Below are 17896 nucleotides of genomic sequence, written 5' to 3'. Positions count from 1 at the left end.
GTTCGTACTCGCATTCTGATATGTGTGTCGTCCGAGGCTGAACACGAACGAACGATAGATATATATCACGATAGTCGGTGCGCTGGGAGTATGGTGCACGAATTCAGGCACGAGTCTGGAACGACTCGGGCTCACACGACTGGTTCCACGAACACGGAGGATCGGGACGATGGTTGAGGCGACGAGCGTCCTCGTCGCACTCCTGCCGCTCTTGACCATCGCCTACCTGATGGTCGGGCGGTACTGGCCCGCGACGCGGGCGATGCCGGTGGCGTTCGTCGTCGCCGTCCTGGCCGGCCTCGTCGGGTGGGGGATGAGCCTCCGGTGGATCGCGGCCGCGTCGATCACGGGGTTCATCACCGCGACGAACATCCTCTACATCGTCTTCGGAGCGATCCTGCTGCTGTACACGCTGAAACAGACCGGTGCGTTCGACGTCATCAACCAAGGGTTCGCGTCCGTCAGCGAGGACCGCCGCGTGCAGGTCGTCCTGCTCGTGTTCCTGATGGGCTCGTTCATCGAGTCGGCCGCCGGCTTCGGCACGCCGGCCGCCATCGTCGGTCCGCTGCTCGTCGGCCTCGGCTTCCCGCCGATGGCGGCCGTCGTGGTAGCACTGACGGGCAACCTGATGGCCATCACCTTCGGGGCCGTCGGGACGCCGCTCATCATCGGGATGATCGACATCTTCGAGAACGTCCAGGAGATCGCGGGCGACGTCGTCAACCAGCCCGCGTACGCCGCGGCCGGCGGGACCGACGCCGCGGTCGCCCAGTGGGTCGCCGACATCGCCGTCTGGGCGGCCTCCTACCACGTGATCGTCGGCATCGCGCTGCCGTTCATCGGCGTCGCCATGATGACGCGCTTCTTCGGGGAGGAGCGGTCCATCAAGCCCGCACTGGAGGTCGTGCCGCTCACGCTGTTCGCCTGGGCGTCCTTCTCGATCCCGTACTTCCTGACCGCGTACTTCCTCGGGCCGGAGTTCCCCGGCCTCATCGGTTCGATGGTCGGGCTGTTCGCCACGGTCGGCGTGCTGAAGGCCGGCTACCTCCACCCCGACGAGGAGTGGGACTTCGGCCCGCAGGCGGAGTGGCCCGACCACTGGGTCGGTGACATCCAGCCCGGCGAGTCGTCCTCCCGGAGCGGTGCCGTCGCGGCCGACGGCGGGCAGGTCCAGCAGATGTCGCTCCTGCGGGCGTGGGCCCCCTACGGCCTCGTCGCGCTCCTGCTGGTCGTCACCCGCGTCGCCGATCCGGTGACGGCGTTCCTGCGTGCGGACATCTTCACGCTGTCGTGGGGGAACATCCTCGGCACCGGCCTCGGCGGGTCGTTCGAGATTCTCTACCTGCCGGGTGCGGTGTTCGTCGCCGTCCACCTGGCGACCATCCCGCTCCACGGCATGGACAGACGGGAGATCGTCGACTCGTGGAGCGAGACGGTCGAGAAGGTCGCGCCGGCCGTGATCGCCCTGCTGTTCGCGGTGGCGACGGTCCAGATCATGCTCCAGTCGGGTGCGGCGACCGAGACCGACAGTATGCTCATCGTGCTCTCGGACGGGATGGCAGGGGCCGCCGGCGGGGCGTACCCGTTCCTGGCGGCCTTCGTCGGCGCCTTCGGTGCGTTCCTCGCGGGGTCGAACACCGTCTCGGACATCCTGTTCGGGACGTTCCAGTACGGCGTCGCGGAGAACATCGGCACCTCCCGGACGCTGATGCTCGGTGCGCAGGCCGTCGGCGGGGCTATCGGGAACCTCATCGCCGTCCACAACGTCGTGGCTGCGCTCGCAGTCGTCGGCCTCGTCGGCGAGGAGGGACGGGTCATCCGCCTCGAACTGATCCCGCTCGCGTACTACGGGACGATGACGGGCCTGCTTGCGTTGCTGTTCAGCTACGTGCTGTTCCCGGGGGTCTTCTGAGACGCTCGGCGACGGCACCGACACGCACTCGTATCGGGTCTCGAACACGCCGTGTCCGGGCGTCTCGGTCGCCGGGTCGCGGTGGCGGTTTTATGAAACTACGGTCGTACCCAACACACAACGATGGCATCCCACTCACACACGACACCCGACGACCCGGCTGGCGACCGGGCGAACTACGACTACGCCAGCGACGAGGTGGCCCGGCCGGGCCTCGTCGACGACCTCGACAGGTTGATCGACGGCGAGGTGCGGTTCGACTCCTACACCCGCGAACTGTACGCGACCGACGCCTCGGCCTACCAGCAGACGCCCATCGGCGTCGTCATGCCGACCTCGACCGAGGACGTGGCGGCGGTGATGGAGTACTGCGCCCGCCGGGAGATCCCGGTCTTGCCCCGCGGCGGCGGGACGAGTCTCGCCGGCCAGACGGTCAACGAGGCGGTCGTGCTCGACTTCTCGACCGACCTGAACCGCGTGCTGGAGATCGACCCCGAGGCGGGCATCGCTCGCGCCGAGGCCGGCGTCCGACTCGGCGACCTGAACGCCGACCTCGCCGACCACGGCCTGAAGTTCGCGCCCGACCCGGCGTGGGGCGACAAGTCCGTCCTCGGCGGCGCGATCGGCAACAACTCGACCGGCGCACACTCGCTGAAGTACGGCAAGACCGACTACTACCTCGAATCGGCCGAGGTCGTCTTGGCGGACGGCACCGTGACGACCTTCGGCGAAGTCGAAGTCGAGACACTGCGCGAAGAGGGCGACCCGGAGGGCGATCTGGCGGAACGCATCTACGCCGAAGTCGCCCGGATTCTGGACGAGGAGGCCGACGAGATCTCGGCCACGTATCCCGACCTGAAGCGGAACGTCTCCGGCTACAACCTCGACATGCTGGTCGACGAGATGCGCGGCGAGCGTCGCCTGCCGGACGACTCCGGCGTCGATCCGGCGTCGGAACCGGGCACCGTCAACCTCGCGCGCCTCCTCGCCGGATCGGAGGGGACGCTCGGTATCGTCACCGAGGCGACCGTCTCGCTGGAACCGATCCCGAACACGAAGTCGGTCGCCCTGCTGACCTACGACGACGTGGTCTCGGCGATGGAGGACGTCGCACCCATCCTCGAACACGACCCCGCCGCGGTCGAGGTGATGGACGACGTGTTGCTCGACCTGGCGCGCGACACCGCCGAGTTCTCAGACGTCGTCGGGATGCTCCCGGAGGGGACCGACTCGGTCCTGCTCGTGGAGTTCTACGCCGAGAACGACGAGGCGGGCCGCCAGAAGGTCGCGGATCTGATCGCCGACCGGGTGCCCGCCGAGACGGCCACACCCGAGGAGAAGCCGAGCGACGGCGCGACCGATCTGACCGAGACGCCGCGGGTCGCCCGCACGGCGATGGAGGCCCACGACGACGAGACGCGCGCGAAGTTCTGGAAGATGCGGAAGTCGGGCCTGCCCATCCTGCTGTCGCGGACGACCGACGAGAAACACATCGCGTACATCGAGGACACCGCGATTCCGGCCGAGCACCTGCCGGCGTACGTCACCGAGTTTCAGGACGTGCTCGACGATCACGACACCTTCGCGTCGTACTACGCTCACGCCGGTCCCGGTGTCCTGCACATCCGACCGCTGATCAACACGAAGACCGCCGAAGGGCTGGCGTCGTTCGAGGACATCGCCGACCGCGTGACCGACCTCGTGGTCAAGTACGGCGGGTCGGTCTCGGGCGAACACGGCGACGGGAGAGCCAGAACACAGTGGAACCGGAAGCTGTACGGCGACGACCTCTGGCAGACCTTCCGGGAGTTGAAGTCGGCGTTCGACCCCGACTGGCTCCTCAACCCGGGGAACGTCTGTGGCGACCACGACATGGCCGAGCACCTGCGGTTCGATCCGGACTACGAGTTCGACGCCGGCTTCGAGCCGACGCTGAACTGGGACAACGACAACGGCCTGCAGGGGATGGCGGAGTTGTGTCACGGCTGTGCTGGCTGTCGTGGACCACAGGAGACGACCGGCGGCGTGATGTGTCCGACCTACCGCGCCGCCGAGGAGGAGATTCAGTCGACGCGCGGTCGGGCGAACATGCTCCGGAACGCGATGGCCGGCGAGTTCGACGAGGACGAGCAGTTCTCCGAGGAGTTCGTCCACGAGGTGCTCGACCTGTGTGTCGGCTGTAAAGGCTGCATCAAAGACTGCCCGAGCGAGGTGGACATGGCGAAGCTGAAAGCCGAGGTGACCCACGAGTACCACCAGCGCGAGGGGGCGAGCCTCCGGGACCGCATCTTCGCCAACATCGACTCGCTGTCGGCACTCGGCTCCCGGTTCGCGACGCTCGCGAACGCCGCCCCGAAGGTGCCGGGCGCGCGCACGATCATGGAGGGGACGGTCGGTATCGCCAGAGAACGCAGTCTGCCGACGTTCCGGTCCGAGAGTCTCGAAGACTGGTTCGCGGATCGGGGTGGTGCTCGGGTTCCGGCCGAGGACGCGACCCGCAAGGCCCTCCTGTTTCCCGACAGCTACACGAACTACAACCATCCCGAAGCCGGGAAGGCGGCCGTGAGACTCCTCGAAGCGGCGGACGTCCACGTCGAGATCCCGTCGGACGTCGCCGGCAGTGGTCGTCCACCACACTCCAAAGGATTCCTCGACAAGGCACGGGACGCCGCGGCACAGAACGTCGAGGTGCTCGTGCCACGGATCAGCGACGGCTGGGACGTGGTCGTGGTCGAACCCTCCGACGCGGTGATGTTCCAGCACGACTACCTCGATCTGCTGTCGGGCGAGGACGCCGAGACCTACGCCGCCAACAGCTACGGCGTGCTGGAGTACGTGGATCGGTTCCGACTCGACGAGGCGATGGCGTTCGACGCGCCCGCGGGTCCGGACCACCTGACGTATCACGGGCACTGCCACCAGAAAGCCACGAAGAAGGACCACCACGCGGTCGGCGTTCTGCGCCGGGCCGGCTACGAGGTCGACCCACTCGACTCCACCTGCTGTGGGATGGCCGGCAGTTTCGGCTACGAGGCCGAACACTACTCGATGAGCAAAGCGATCGGCTCGATCCTGTTCGATCAGATCGACGACAGCCCCGGCGAGACGGTGGTCGCGCCGGGTGCGTCCTGTCGGAGTCAACTCGGCGACCGCGAGAGTGCAGAACGCGAGCCGCCACACCCCGTCGAGAAGGTGGCCGAGGCGCTCCGGTAGGTTCCGGCCCCAGTCGCCCGCAGCGTCGGAGCACACCGTCACCGCTGTCACACGTTTAAAGAGCACGGAGCCCCTGTTGATCTGTAATGCTCGAAGCCATACGGACGGCGAACAGGGAGACGCGGGTCCAGTACGGGCTCATGGTCGTGTTCGGCTCACTGTGTATCATCAGCGCCTTCGCACCGCTGGCCGACCCGATTCGACTGACGGTCGTCGGGACGCTCTTCGGGTTCACCGCCGGCCTCTGGGTCGCTCACCTCGTCCAGATCCTCCAGCGAGCCGTGAAGTCACAGACGGCCGCCGAGACGGCCGCAGACTCGACATGAGCCAGCCCGACAGACCCACGGACGACGAGGCCGAGGCCGAACCGGGTCCGCTCGACAGCTTCGAGTCGATCCTCGGCGAAGACCCGAACTTCGGCTCGTTCGTCCTGACCGTCGGCATCGTCACCTGCGTGTTCATCGCGGCGTTCCAGTTCACGCTCCCGAGTCCGGTCTCACACCTCCTCACGGCGGGGGTCCTGCTCGTCACCGTCCTCACGGCGATCATCGCCTCTGCGCTGGAGACGCTCGGCTACTTCGACCCCGACCGGGGAACCGCGACGACCCAGACCGCAGAGCAGACGGACACCAGACCGGCCAAGCCGTGGGTCGTCGGGAACCGGCAGGCCGCACCGCTCCCGCCGCTACTCAACTTCGACGCGGAGCTTCGTGGGTTCGCGGAACTGTACGACGGTGACCTGCCAGAGCAGTTCGACTCGTTCATCGAGGACTACCGCCGCCTGAAGATCAGCCGGAAGAATCGAACCACGATCGCGAGCGACCTCCGGGCGGATCTGAACCCGATCAGCGTCCTGTTCGAGGACGGAAGCGAGGGCGACGAACTGTACCAGCAGATCAGCGACAAACTGTTTCGGTACATCAAGAGCGACACGCTCGACTCCGTCTCGGTGCGGAGCGTGACGTTCTACGACACCGACGACACCGAGGCGACGGTGTCCGACCTCCAGGGACAGGTGAGCCGAGCCGAGTTCGTCGTCGAGAACGAGGGCGAGGAGACGAGCGTCGAGGTCGCCGTCGAGTTCTACGACGGGACCGGCACCCGGATCGGGAGCCAGACGTGTCCGGTCGGCACGATCAAGCCCGCCGCAGTGCGCGAGGTCTCGGCCGACGTGCTCGTCCCCGCCGACGCGACGCGGGCGACGACGTCGCTGAAGCTGACCGGCCCCGCGTGAAGGTGCCGACCCCCGGTTGTCCGGAACCGGACCCGGCGACGGTCGAACTCGTTCTACAGAACCGTCACGTCACCCGGTTTTAGGCGTCTCGCGCGCCTCGTCGCGGGTATGCGCGTCGTCGTCCGCACCACGACCGAATCGCCCGCCGACTCCACTTCTGCCGACGCCAGTTCCCCCGACGCCGGTTCGACACCCGCCGACCATGCTGGTTCGAAATCGTCAACGCCGGGCGGGAATCCTGCGCCACCGATCGGGAAGAGCGGGACTGGAACCAGTACGACCGGAGCGGGGACGACCGGCGCAGACACAGCAGTCGTCTCCGACGCCGAAGGGACCGAGAGCCGACCGAGTCGCGTCCCGGCCGAGGACCCGATCACCTGCCACGGCTTCAGCGAGGGGGAACACGGCCTGAAGCTGACCGACGCGGACGGCGAGAAGTGCGGCTACGTCCCCTACGCCGAACTGCTCCGGATCGTGCCCGAGTGACGAACTCTCCCCTGTCTCCACCGACGAACTCACCCCCGTCTCCACCGACGAACCGACTCAGTCCGTGCCGGTCAGCCCTTCCAACAGCATGACGGCCTCGGGTTTCGACAGCGGGTCGTTCGCGTTCCCGCAGTGGGGCGACTGCACGCAGGCCGGACAGCCACCCTCGCAGGTACAGCCGTCGATCAGTTTCGCGGTGCGGTCCATCAGCGACTCCACCGCGTCGTACCCCGACCGCGTCAGGCCGACGCCACCCGGATAGCCGTCGTAGATGAAGATCGTACTCTGCCCGGTGTGGCCGTGGAACGGCGTCGAGATGCCGCCGATGTCCGCCCGGTCACACAGCAGGTGCAGCGGGAACAGCGAGATCATCCCGTGTTCTGCGGCGTGGATGCCGCCGTTGAACCCGTACTCGCCGCCCTCCGACCGCATCGCCGTCTCGAGGTCTTCGGGGACCGTGAAGTAGAGCGCCCGCGTCCGCAGGGTCGTCTCCGGCAGGTCCAGCGTCTCGGTGCCGATCGTCTCGCCACTCGCGCGGTCCTTGCGCTCGAAGCCCGTGATCTGCTCGGTGACGGTCACGTCCGCGAACCTGACCGGCGTGTCCGGCCGGGCAGTCAACTGTTTCTCGGTCAGGTCGCGCTCGACCACGATATCCTTGTCAGTGAGAACCTGCGTGTAGTAGTCGGCCCACGTCGGCTGAAGTTCGGCGGTGTCGGTGGCCAGATCGAGATCGACGACCTCGTAGCTCTGGCCCTGCTGGTGGTAGACAGCGCCGGGGTGAGCGTCCCGGAGGGCGTCGGAGAAGCCCAGTTCCGCGATGGAGTCGCCGGACCGCCGGTCCACGAGGCTCACCTCGCGGTCGTCGATAGTCCGGAGGCTCATCTCGTGTTGTGGACTCCCGTTGCCGGCGTAGGTCCAGCGCGGGCCGTGCTGGGTGTCCCGGCGGTCGAGTTCCCCGACCGCCGTGAGATCCGACACGGCCGACTCGAACGTCTCGCCGAAGTACCGGTCGTCGTCGGGCATCAACCAGTTCTCGGTGGCGGCAGACAGCAGGTGGTCGTCCAGCAGTTGCTCGTTCTCGGGGTCGGCGACCGCCTCCTCGGGTTCGCCCTCGAAGAAGTCGTCGGGATTGCCCATCAGATACTGGTCTAACTGGTCTTCGCCGCCGATCATCACCACCAGCGCGGCGTCCTCCCCGCGCCCTGCTCTGCCGGCCTGCTGGAACGCCGACATCCGGGTGCCGGGGTAGCCGTCGAGGAGGACGGCGTCGAGGCCACCCACGTCCACACCGAGTTCCAGCGCGTTCGTGCTCCAAACACCCCGCATCTTCCCGGCGTGCAGGTCGGCTTCGATCTCTCTGCGGCGGTCGTTCCGCAGGGCGGCCTGGTACGCCGTGATCTTGCCCGCGAGGTCGTGCTGGCCGCGCTCCCGGAGCATCTTGGCGCTTTCGGTGGCGTACTGCTCGGCGGCCTGCCGGGCGCGGGTGAAGGTCAGCGTCTGGAAGTCCTTGCTCACCAGATCGACGAACAGCCGTTTCGCCTCGGTGTGACTGGAACGCCGCCGTCCAGAGCGATTCTCCTGATCGGCGTACTCCGGCGGGTTCCACAAGATCCAGTGGCGCTCGCCGGTCGCGCTGGTGTCCTCGTCGACCAGCGCGAACGAGTCGGCGGATTTCCCGGTCACGCGACTGGCGTGCTCCACAGGGTTGCCGATCGTCGCCGAACAGCAGACGTACTGTGGATCGCTGTCGAAGCGTTCACAGATGCGGTTGAGTCGCCGGAGCGTCAGCGCGACGTGGCTCCCGAAGACGCCCCGGTAGCCGTGCACCTCGTCGATCACCACCGTCTCCAGCGAGGAGAAGAACCACTCCCACAGCTTTCTGGCGTACGGCAGGAGCGCGTAGTGGAGCATGTCGGGGTTCGAGAGCACGACGGTCGGCCGGCGGTCCCGCACCTCCCGCTTCTCGGACTTCGACTGCCGACCGGTGTACTGCCGGACCGACACCCGAGAGCCGAAGCCGAGTCCTCTCGCAAGTTCGGAGAGGGTGTCCTCCTGATCGGCGATCAGGGCGTTCTGCGGCCCGATGTAGAGGGTTCGGCCGCCGTGATCCAGCGCGCGCTCGAAGGCGGGGACGGTGTACGCGAGGCTCTTGCCGGAGGCGGTCTGGGTGGCGAGGACGACGTTCTTGCCGTCTCGGACCGCCTCGATGGCCTCGGCCTGGTGGCGGTAGAGCCCGTCGATGCCCTGCTTGTCGAGCGTGTTGACGACGCGTGGTTCGAGGTCCACGTCGGCGAACTCGGCCTCGCGGGCCGGGATGCGCCGGTGGTCGGCGATCTGCCCCTCGTAGTACGGTCTGCCCCGAAGCCACGCGATGAGGTCGTCCACGGTACTGGCTTGGGCGGCGTGAGTAAACGGATTGCGGTCCGAACGCTGTCGGGGACGCGGCGGCGGCAGGTCGCGCTGTCGAGGACGTGGGGGGTCGGATCGGGTCCTCACGGGGCGTGTCGCAGGCCCGGCCAGGAATCCGGCGTGGCTCGTACTCCCCACGCCCCCCGACTGCTGACGACGCGACCCAGGGCAGGTCGCTCGCTGTCGCTCGGACACTGCCCGGTCCGGGTCGCCAGCAGATCGCGTCCGGTCCGGATTCCGGGCGATCACGTGCGGTGGATACCCTGAATCGGGCCGGCGACACCGCGTCGTGGGATTCACCGGAAACGAGGTGCGCGCATTCGGTGGAATCGCCATCGGTCGACGCCCTCGGTGGAATCGCCATCGGTCGACGCCCGGGGATACACTCAGTCGGCGAGCAAGTCGTCCAACAGCTTCGACTGTGCGGCCGAGAGATGCTCTGTGAACGTCGAGGGGCGGATGTCGAGTGCCGCTGCGACCTCGGTCGCGTTGGAGTCGCGGGGGTACTCGAAGTAGCCCATCTCGTGGGCCGTGCGGAGCACCTCCTCCTGCCGGTCGGTCAGCCGACCGCGATCCACCGGCACCAGATCGCTACCCTCTGCCGCCTCGGCGCTCGCCTGGGCGAGGTATCGCACCCCGACACCGCCGAACTGCTCGCGGAGCGTCGAGACCAACGTCCGCAGGTCGGCCATCTCGTCGAGGTGGAGCGTCAGGACAAGCGACCCACGCTCGGCGCGCACGTCCGCGATCGGACAGTCGACCGACTCGACGACCTCACAGACGCAGTCACCCCCGTCTCGTTGGAACTGGTACACCGACTCCGATCCGTAGTCGAAGACGCGTTCGACGTCGGCACTGTCGAGCGAGTCGTCGTCCGTCTCGACCGTGAACTCCTCGGTGACGGCGTCGTCGCTGGCGGTCCACGAGACAGAGCCGACGGACCCCTCGACCGACTCCGAGACGCTCGCCACCGGACAACTCCCCGGTTCACTGACCTCGACCTCGGCTCGAACACCCGTCATCGTGGGAAACGGTAGGGACGAGTCCCCCATAATCGCGGCCGAGATTCCCAGCGACTGAAAACGGTCGGACCGACGGACGACGAGAGTCGAGCGGAGACCGGCGACCGAGCGCCCTGACTCACCTCCACCGGCACGAACCGATAAGTTCCGAGAGGCCGCAGTGGGGGTATGGGAATCCTCGACCGGACCTCCGACCTCTTCGGTGCGAAGATGAACTCGCTCCTCGACAGACTCGAGGACCCCGACGAGCAGTTGGACTACACCTACGAGCGACTGCAGGACGAACTCTCAAAGGTCGAGTCGGCACTGACAGACCTCGTGACCGAGAAGAAGCGACTGGAAGCACGCCGGGACGACGTGGAATCGCGCGTCGCCGACCGAAACGAGCAGGCCAGAGAGGCGGTCGCCGCCGGCCGGGACGACCTCGCGCGTGAGGCACTCCGCCGGAAGCGAGCCGAGATGCAGGACCTGGACGACCTGGAGGCCGACATCGACGAACTGGAGTCGGCCCAGCAGACGCTCCTCGAACGCCGGGACGACCTCGAACGCCGGATCGAACGCTTCCGCACCGAACGCGAGCAACTGAAGGCGCGCCGGAAGGCGGCCGAAGCCGATCTCACCGTCTCGGAGACGATGGCCGACACCGGCGAGGACGGCGGTCTCTCGGAGGCCGACACCGCGATCGGCGACGTGGCCGACCGAACCGCGGAACTGGAGGCCCGGACTGCCGCCCTCGAAGAACTCGACGAGCAGGACGCACTGGGTCGGACGGGCGTCTTCGGCGACGAGGACGACATCGAGGCGGAACTCGACCGCATCCAGACCGACGACGAGATCGAGTCCGAACTGGCCCTCCTCCGGGACGAACTCGGCGAGACCACGGACGACACCGAATCCGCCGGCGCTGGCGCGACTGGGGAGGCAGACGACGCCGGCGACGAGGAGTCGGGCGACTCGGCGTAACTCGCCGTCCGCGGCTCCGAGACGCTCGGGCGTCCCCTCGGCCGACCGGCGCTACTCCGCGGTCCGGAGGTGTTCACAGTCGCCGGCGTGGACGGTGCGCTCGCCGTCCGGGGTCCGAACGATCAGCGCGCCGGGGAAGGTCACGTCCACCGCCTCCCCCTCTACGACGCCACCGGGTGTCTCGACACGTACGCGTCGGCCGAGTGTGGCACTGTACTCGCGCCACGCCGGCAGCACCGACTCGGGGGCTTCGCGCAACTCGTGGAACCGCTCCAGCAGTCGCTGGACGAACACCCGGCGGTCGACGTCGCCGGTCTCGGCGCGGAGGCTCGTCGCCCCTACCGGGAGGGACTCGCGAGCCACGTTCGCGTTCACGCCGATCCCGACGACGAGCCACGAGACGCGGTCCGCCTCGCCTTCCATCTCGGTCAGGATCCCCGCCAGTTTCGCTCCGCCGCGTCCGCGTTCGCCCGCGCTCTCCCGGCCGGTCCCTGCCGTCGCGTCGTCGACGGTGGACCCGGGAACCAGCACGTCGTTCGGCCACTTGATCCGGGCGTCGACACCCGCCTCGCGGCAGGCGCTCGTGGTCGCGACCGCGGCGGCGAGCGTGAACAGTGGGACGTGTGCCGGTGGACGCTCGGGGGCGAGCAGGAGACTGGCCCAGATTCCACCGGACGGCGCGGTCCACTCCCTGTCGAGTCGACCCCGACTGCCGGTCTGTTCGTCCGCGAGGACGACGACTTCGTCGCGGTCGGCCGAGGCGGCGAGTTCGCGGGCGCGGTCGTTCGTACTGCCGATGCTGTCGTGGTACTCGACGCGGTACGGCGCGTCGAGTCCGAACTCGACGGCCGACCCGCCGAACGCCGGCACCGACCGTACCACGTACCCCTCGTCGGTGCTCTCGACGTCGAACCCGTCCTCGCGGAAACGGTCGATCCACTTCCAGACGGCCGCACGTGAGACGCCGTGTGCCTCGGCGAAGGCCGGCCCGGCGACCGGCCCCGCCGCCAACGCGTCGAGCAGTGCCCGCCGTGTCTCGGTCATGCCACCGGGTTCGGCCGCCCACGTATTGACGGTGGCGTCACACACCGAACCTCCGTCAGAGCGAGTACCGACGTGACGCCACCGTCCTGCGGCGACCAGACGGTCACAGTGTCGGGTCGTCGAGCTCGTCGCTCCAGTACAGCCGACCGTCCAGCAGGACCGGTGTGGTGTCCAGTTCGAGGTACTCGAGGAGTTCGGTCCGCGAGACCCGGCACGTCTCGCCGCCCGGCGGGACGAGGAACCGCTCGGAGTCGGAGTCAGCGCCGACGAGCGTCCGGCCGACGGTCCCGAGTCCGTTTCTGGAGACCGGGTAGCTGTGGACGGTCAGGTCGTACGCCGCCTCGCCCGCGCTCTCTGCTCCGTCGACGCGTTCGACGACGTTGAACAGTTGGTGTCCGCCGACGTTCGTCACCACCTCGAAGTCCTGCACGCCCAGTCCGACGTAGCGACGACCGGAAGCTTCCGCGATCCGAGCGATCGAGGTCGTCGCAGACAGGGTGTATCCGGTGCCGAGCAGGCGCGCGAACAGCCGCCCGATCCGACTCGCCGACTCGTTGCCGACGCGGGAGAGCGTCACGAGTCCGCCGACGCTCCCGCGCTCGATCAGCGCTCTCCCCTGCGTGTACGACCGACAGGCGTTCAACAGAAACGACTCGACACCGGTCCGCTCCAGCGTCCGGGCGTCGAAGTGGCCGTCGGCACAGCGAAAGCCGTCGGTGTCGACGTGGCCGACGTAGTGCAGGAAGTCGGTGTCCTGCCGGAACAGCGCTTCGAGTTCCGCGACGGAGAGGTCGTAGTGTGTCTGTACGTCGAGACGGTCGTCGGTCCCGGCGTCCGACCCGGGCCAACTGTCTCCCTCCGACGCCATCCGGTGATCGTTACAGACGACGTCGACGACCGCGGCCGCCTCGGACTTCGGTTCGTGTTGGAGCGCCCGGCGGAACGACGGCCGGGTGAGCAGGCTGGCGTTCTGCGGGACGCCCTCGCCGGCCCAGACGTGTTCACGCGCGCTGGTGTCCGGGAGTCGTACCTCGTCGTCGGTCGCCGGGAGGGATCCGACTGGCCGGCGCTCGTCGTCGGCAGGGTCGCCGGCCCGGAAGAACGACGAGACGGCCGCAGATTCCTCCGCATCGCTCACTACCGGGTCGGGGTCCGGACACCGAACCGTGGCGAGATTTCGTGCAGTGTAGGGAAGCAGTTCGACGTGTTCGACTCGTGGCTCGAGGTCGGCCGTCATCCGCCAGACCGGTCGTGAGGGGGTGACGGACTCGAAGGGGACCGAGAGATACGCCGCGACGCGCTCGGCGAGGGAAGCGTCGTAGAGCGACGCGAAGTCGACTGCAGTCCGGGACTCGACCGCCGCACGCTCGCGGGTCTCGACCGGGTAGTAGCCGTAGGTGCGCGTCACGCAGTCGAGGACGAACACGTGTTTCAGCACCTCGGCGACGACCCTCTCGAACGTCGACCCGGACGAGCCACGTCCGTCGGCCGATCTGTCGCCACTCCCGGCGACATCAACCCGATTGGCGAGTCGCCCACCCTCGGACAGCGACCACGACTCGCCGTCGGCGTAGAGTCGCGGATCGCCGCCGGGGACGACGGTCGCACCGGTGTAGAACGCGAGTGAACCGACCGGAAAGACGTACTCGGGGTCGGCGGGCACTTCGATCGAGACGCCGGTGTCGAGTGGTTCGACACTGCCGGAGACGGCGAACGACGAGCCGAGTTCGAGCAGTGGTGGATGGCCCCGGAGCGTCGGGAAACTTCGCTCGGGCCCGGTCGTCTTGAGCGCCGATCCGAGCCGCGAGACCGCTCGACAGAGGTCTGTCGGGTCGCTCGTCGTCGTGACGGTTCCGGCGGGGTCGTCGTGGTAGGATCGCACGCCGACCGTGACGACCGGGTCGTCGAACTCGTAGCGCACGTGGGCTCGCTCACCGACGATGCGAACGCCTGCAGGAGCGTGGAGATAGAGCACGGTCGGCCCGCTGTTCACCTGGAGGGTCAGCGGCCCGGTCGCGAAGTGCCTCGTCTCGTCGTACTGCGTCTCTGCGACGACGTGCCCGTCGCGGAAGACGTAGGTCTCCGGACTCCACGGGACGGTGAGGCTGTCCGTCTCGACGCCGACTGCCGTGTCCACCGGCATCTCGAAAGGTGGGTTCGTGACGGGTGTCGGTCGGACCGCCCCCGGCGTCTGGAGTTCGTAGGACGTGTGCTGGATCGGATCGTGGACGCGGAGTCCCGAGGCGTCGCTCGCGTGGATCGACGGCGTGTGCGCGCTCCGATTCGGGAACTCCTCGTCGAACACTACACGGCTGCGTGGGTCATCGTCCGATAAAAATCCACGCACGAAGTCGCTGGAACGCACCGGAACCGTAGGTGGGTCGGAGGCGACTCGCGCAGTCGGCCGAGCAGTCGACCGCCGCCGTTCACTCCAAGACGACCAGCACGTCGCCCATGTCTACGCTCTCGCCCTCGCCGACGAGCACCTGTGAGACGGTGCCGCCGCGTTCCGCGACGACGTCGTTCTCCATCTTCATCGCCTCCAGCACACAGAGCACGTCGCCGGCGGCGACCTCGTCGCCCTCGGCGACCTCGACCGAGAGGATGGTCCCCTGCATCTCGGCTTCGACGGTCTCGCCGTCGGCCGCCACCGCGCCGCCGTCGGTCCCGCCGTCGTCGCCGCTCGTCGCTTGCGGGGGTCGCTGGCGACCGGACGAGCCACCGCCCGACCCGCCGCCACTGCCGCCAGCACCGCCGGTCGGGAGCGGGACCGCACCGCGCTCTTCGAGGTTGACCTCGAACCGTTTGCCGTTCACCTCGACGGTGAACTCGCGTTCGGTGACCGCCTCGTCCTCGTCGTCCTCGTCGGTCTCGCCCGGCCCCCACTCCTCGACGGCCTGTTCGATGCGTGCGGGGTCGAGTTCCTCGTCGAGGTACTTCGTCGTGTGCTCGCCGGCGATGAACGTCTCGTCGGTCAGCATCAGGCGGTGGAAGGGGATGATCGTGTGGAACCCTTCGACGTCGAACTCCGCGAGGGCACGCTCCGATCTGGCGAGACACTCCTCGCGGTCCGACGCCGTCACGATCAGTTTCGCGATCATCGAGTCGTAGTCGGTCACCAGATCGTCCCCCTGTCTGAGGGCGTCGTCCATCCGGACGCCGATCCCACCGGGCGGGTCGTACGTCTGCAGTTTCCCACCCGGCGCCGGCGCGAAGTTGTTCGCGGCGTTCTCGGCGTTGATCCGGTACTCGACCGCGTGGCCGTCGATCTCCACGTCGTCCTGTTCGAAGGTGAGTTCCTCCCCGGCCGCGACTCTGAGCTGCCACTTCACGATGTCGATCCCCGTGACCTGCTCGGTGACCGTGTGTTCGACCTGGATCCGGGTGTTCACCTCCATGAAGTAGAAGTTCCCGTCCTCCACGAGGAACTCCACGGTCCCGGCGTTGGTGTACCCCGCCTCGCCGACGCCCCGGCGGGCGGCCTCGCCGATCTCCTCGCGCAGGTCGTCCGTGAGCGCCGGACTGGGAGCCTCCTCGATGACCTTCTGGTGGCGGCGCTGGAGCGAGCAGTCGCGCTCGCCGAGGTGGCGGACGTTGTCGTGTTCGTCCGCGAGAATCTGAACCTCGATGTGGCGTGGCGCTTCGAGATACTTCTCGACGTAGACGGAGGCGTTGTCGAAGTAGGCCTCGCCCTCGCGCTGGGCGGTCGCCAGTTGCTCCTCCACGTCGGCTTCGCTCTCGACCACCTTCAGGCCGCGACCGCCACCGCCGCCTTCGGCTTTGATCGCCACGGGGTAGCCGTACTCCTCGGCGATGGCCTTCACCTCCTCGGGGTCCTCGACGGGGTCGGTGGTCCCGGGGACGACCGGCACGTCTGCCGACTGCATCGCGGAGCGCGCCTTCGTCTTCTCGCCGAGTCGTTCCATCGCGTCGGCCGGCGGGCCGATCCAGACGAACTCGCTGTTCTGGACGTTGCGCGCGAAGGAGGCGTTCTCCGCCAAGAAGCCGTAGCCGGGGTGGATGGCGTCGGCGTCGGCCTTCCGCGCGGCGTCCAGGATGGCCTCCTGATCGAGGTAGGAGTCGGCCGCACGCGCCGGGCCGACGTTGTAGGCTTCGTCGGCGTACCGGACGTGACCGGCGTGTTTGTCGGCCTCGCTGTAGACGGCGACCGTGCGTACGCCGAGTTCCTCGCAGGCGCGCATGACGCGCACTGCGATCTCTCCTCGGTTGGCGACGAGAACCTTACTGAACATTTACCGTGGTCTACTGGGATGTGCTACCTCATTCTGTCGGTTCCGGATCGTTAACTCGACCGGTGAATTCGGTTGACGAGCCGTGCCGTGACTCCGGGTGACTCGGTGGGGACTCCGGAACGTCGGTGTGCGGTCGGACGACGCGGTCGGCGAGGGAGAGTGGAGTCGCCCGAACCTGCGTCGCCACTCGGGAGTCTCGTCGGCGACGGATGCCTCGAAACGTGTCCGCGTCAGGGCAGCGCGACCTGTTCTTCGGCCTCGAGCAGTTCGTGGTACCGGTTGCGGATGGTGACCTCGGAGATGTTCGCGACGTCCGAGACCTCGCTCTGGGTCACCTTCTCGTTGGTCAGCAGGGAGGCGGCGTAGACGGCGGCGGCCGCGAGGCCGACCGGCGACTTGCCCGAGTGGACGCCCTGTTCTTTCGCGTTCTTCAGCAGACTCCGCGCGCGACGCTCGGCCTCCTCCGAGAGGTCGAGGTCCGAGGCGAACCGGGGCACGTAGCTCTCCGGGTCGGCCGGCTGGATCTCCAACTTCAGTTCGCGGACGACGTACCGGTACGTCCGCGCGATCTCGTCTTTGCCGACGCGCGAGACGCCAGCGATCTCGTCGAGCGAGCGCGGCGTCCCGGCCTGTCGTGCGGCCGCGTACAGCGACGCCGTCGAGACACCTTCGATGGACCGGCCCGGCAGGAGGTCCTCGTCGAGTGCGCGGCGGTAGATGACACTCGCGGTCTCCCGGACGTTGTCCGGCAGGCCGAGTGCGGAGGCCATGCGATCGATCTCGCCGAGCGCCTGCTTCAGGTTGCGCTCCTTCGAGTCACGAGTGCGGAATCGCTCGTTCCACGTCCGCAGTCGCTGCATCTTCTCGCGCTGGCGCGAGGACAGCGAGTTGCCGTACGCGTCTTTGTCCTGCCAGCCGATGTTGGTCGACAGCCCCTTGTCGTGCATCATGTTCGTCGTCGGCGCACCGACGCGGGACTTCTCGTCTTTCTCCTTCGAGTCGAACGCCCGCCACTCCGGCCCGTGGTCGATCTCGTCTTCCTCGACGACGAGGCCACAGTCGGCACAGACCGTCTCGCCGTGTTCCGTGTCGCTCTGTACGTTCCCGCCGCACTCGGGACACCGAAGACTCTCGTCGTCCGCCGACTCGGTCTCCGCGTCGGTCTCGGTCTCACGGCCCTCGTGGGCGCGAGTGCGCTCACTGGTGTAACTTCGGACAGATTCGGTCATTGGTTGGGGTGGAGAGAAAGGTCTCTGTTGGGGGTGTTTCTCCAGTACAGTGTTACGACCGATATCACTTCAATCTGGTGGCTGTGCCGTCCTTCGCCGGTTCTGAAAACTACCGGACGGCGTCGGGATGA

General features: G+C 67.7%; 12 protein-coding genes. 6 read left to right on the top strand and 6 right to left on the bottom strand.

The window, feature by feature from the left end; genetic code table 11:
* The first annotated feature begins 169 nt into the window (after window positions 1–169).
* From LI337_RS00320 to LI337_RS00300, 5 genes are all read left to right on the top strand, one after another.
* Window positions 170–1912 carry an L-lactate permease gene (locus LI337_RS00320; RefSeq protein WP_227227715.1) on the top strand — a complete coding sequence of 581 codons (1743 nt, stop codon included), beginning with the start codon at window positions 170–172 and terminating at the stop codon, window positions 1910–1912.
* Between the two features lie 123 nt (window positions 1913–2035).
* Window positions 2036–5125 (top strand): FAD-binding and (Fe-S)-binding domain-containing protein, encoded by a 3090-nt coding sequence (locus tag LI337_RS00315; protein ID WP_227227714.1) that lies wholly within the window; start codon window positions 2036–2038, stop codon window positions 5123–5125.
* A gap of 86 nt (window positions 5126–5211) precedes the next feature.
* Entirely contained in the window at window positions 5212–5451 is a 240-nt protein-coding gene (locus tag LI337_RS00310; protein ID WP_227227713.1) for a hypothetical protein, read from the top strand.
* A complete protein-coding gene (locus LI337_RS00305; RefSeq protein WP_227227712.1) occupies window positions 5448–6359 on the top strand; it encodes an FxLYD domain-containing protein in 912 nt (303 codons plus the stop codon). Before LI337_RS00310 ends, LI337_RS00305 begins: the two co-directional genes overlap by 4 nt.
* Window positions 6360–6467: 108 nt before the next feature.
* Window positions 6468–6845 carry a hypothetical protein gene (locus tag LI337_RS00300; RefSeq protein WP_227227711.1) on the top strand — a complete coding sequence of 126 codons (378 nt, stop codon included), beginning with the start codon at window positions 6468–6470 and terminating at the stop codon, window positions 6843–6845.
* Between the two features lie 57 nt (window positions 6846–6902).
* Here the strand turns inward: LI337_RS00300 and LI337_RS00295 are convergent, their stop codons facing one another.
* A complete protein-coding gene (locus tag LI337_RS00295) occupies window positions 6903–9230 on the bottom strand; it encodes a DEAD/DEAH box helicase (protein WP_227227710.1) in 2328 nt (775 codons plus the stop codon).
* Window positions 9231–9640: 410 nt separating this feature from the next.
* Entirely contained in the window at window positions 9641–10276 is a 636-nt protein-coding gene (locus tag LI337_RS00290) for a helix-turn-helix domain-containing protein (RefSeq protein ID WP_227227709.1), read from the bottom strand.
* A gap of 168 nt (window positions 10277–10444) precedes the next feature.
* Between LI337_RS00290 and LI337_RS00285 the strand changes: the two genes are divergently transcribed.
* Window positions 10445–11239, top strand: a complete 795-nt coding sequence (locus tag LI337_RS00285) for a PspA/IM30 family protein (protein ID WP_227227708.1) — start codon at window positions 10445–10447, stop codon at window positions 11237–11239.
* A 51-nt stretch (window positions 11240–11290) separates the two neighbouring features.
* Here LI337_RS00285 and LI337_RS00280 read toward each other — a convergent pair whose 3' ends face one another.
* The 4 genes from LI337_RS00280 to LI337_RS00265 form a co-directional block, all read right to left on the bottom strand.
* A complete protein-coding gene (locus LI337_RS00280) occupies window positions 11291–12283 on the bottom strand; it encodes a biotin--[acetyl-CoA-carboxylase] ligase (protein ID WP_227227707.1) in 993 nt (330 codons plus the stop codon).
* A 103-nt stretch (window positions 12284–12386) separates the two neighbouring features.
* The gene (locus LI337_RS00275) at window positions 12387–14588 is read right to left on the bottom strand and encodes a hypothetical protein (protein WP_227227706.1); all 2202 of its coding nucleotides are present in this window, start codon (window positions 14586–14588) and stop codon (window positions 12387–12389) included.
* Window positions 14589–14709: 121 nt separating this feature from the next.
* On the bottom strand, window positions 14710–16536 hold the full coding sequence (locus LI337_RS00270; protein WP_227227705.1) for an acetyl-CoA carboxylase biotin carboxylase subunit: 1827 nt from the start codon (window positions 16534–16536) through the stop codon (window positions 14710–14712).
* A gap of 230 nt (window positions 16537–16766) precedes the next feature.
* On the bottom strand, window positions 16767–17765 hold the full coding sequence (locus tag LI337_RS00265; protein ID WP_227227704.1) for a transcription initiation factor IIB: 999 nt from the start codon (window positions 17763–17765) through the stop codon (window positions 16767–16769).
* Window positions 17766–17896 lie beyond the last annotated feature (131 nt).

Origin of the sequence: Salinirubrum litoreum, assembly GCF_020567425.1 — an archaeon.
Classification (GTDB): Archaea; Halobacteriota; Halobacteria; order Halobacteriales; family Haloferacaceae; genus Salinirubrum; species Salinirubrum litoreum.
The sequence above is the reverse complement of the archived record's forward strand: the minus strand, read 5'-3'. Positions and strand labels throughout refer to the sequence as shown.

Coding starts and splice junctions, on each gene's coding strand:
- LI337_RS00320 (WP_227227715.1), top strand. CDS start 170: ATGGTTGAGGCGACGAGCGTCCTCGTCGCACTCCTGCCGCTCTTGACC.
- LI337_RS00315 (WP_227227714.1), top strand. CDS start 2,036: ATGGCATCCCACTCACACACGACACCCGACGACCCGGCTGGCGACCGG.
- LI337_RS00310 (WP_227227713.1), top strand. CDS start 5,212: ATGCTCGAAGCCATACGGACGGCGAACAGGGAGACGCGGGTCCAGTAC.
- LI337_RS00305 (WP_227227712.1), top strand. CDS start 5,448: ATGAGCCAGCCCGACAGACCCACGGACGACGAGGCCGAGGCCGAACCG.
- LI337_RS00300 (WP_227227711.1), top strand. CDS start 6,468: ATGCGCGTCGTCGTCCGCACCACGACCGAATCGCCCGCCGACTCCACT.
- LI337_RS00290 (WP_227227709.1), bottom strand. CDS start 10,276: ATGACGGGTGTTCGAGCCGAGGTCGAGGTCAGTGAACCGGGGAGTTGT.
- LI337_RS00285 (WP_227227708.1), top strand. CDS start 10,445: ATGGGAATCCTCGACCGGACCTCCGACCTCTTCGGTGCGAAGATGAAC.
- LI337_RS00280 (WP_227227707.1), bottom strand. CDS start 12,283: ATGACCGAGACACGGCGGGCACTGCTCGACGCGTTGGCGGCGGGGCCG.
- LI337_RS00270 (WP_227227705.1), bottom strand. CDS start 16,536: ATGTTCAGTAAGGTTCTCGTCGCCAACCGAGGAGAGATCGCAGTGCGC.
- LI337_RS00265 (WP_227227704.1), bottom strand. CDS start 17,765: ATGACCGAATCTGTCCGAAGTTACACCAGTGAGCGCACTCGCGCCCAC.